The 537-nt window shown below is 54.6% G+C and carries 1 protein-coding gene; it reads right to left on the reverse strand.

Features of this window, described 5'->3' with window-relative positions:
* Nucleotides 1-537: S8 family serine peptidase (locus tag J7438_RS27330; RefSeq protein WP_209279151.1), on the reverse strand; the 537-nt coding region annotated here is incomplete at both ends.

Below are 537 nucleotides of genomic sequence, written 5' to 3' on the forward strand. Positions count from 1 at the left end.
GTTGTCGGGAATGGCCTTACTATTGAAGTTGATACTGGACTCCACATAGTACTCAGGCCGCGCATTTTCTATGCCCGTGTTATCGGCATGTACACTTTGTTTCTCCCAGGTTTCAGCCAGGCGAACCGCAGCCAGGGCATCCACATTACCAAAACCATAATCATGGCTGGTATGCATACCACCACCGTTCCAGTTGTGGGCGCCATTATCGGTCCAGTCCGTATTGGGGTCATCAATCCTGCGGGCAGTGAGGGCCAGTATCTGCTGCACATCCCGGTATCCCAGGTTGGGATTGGCTTCCAGCATCAGGGCCACAACGCCGGAAACCAGTGGTGTGGCAAATGACGTCCCCTGGGCCACATCCAGGTCATCACCAAATACAGACCCATTGTCGTTGATTAACTCGCGGGAGGTGCTGGCCATATTGGATCCCGGTGCAGACACCAGAATACTGGCACCCGGGTTGGAGAAAGGCGACTCACCCAGCACCAGAGAGCCCAGATCCTGCTCAGCATTAATTGCCCCAACCGTAATCAC

Source organism: Thalassotalea sp. G20_0 (genome assembly GCF_017744175.1).
Classification (GTDB): Bacteria; Pseudomonadota; Gammaproteobacteria; order Pseudomonadales; family Endozoicomonadaceae; genus Endozoicomonas.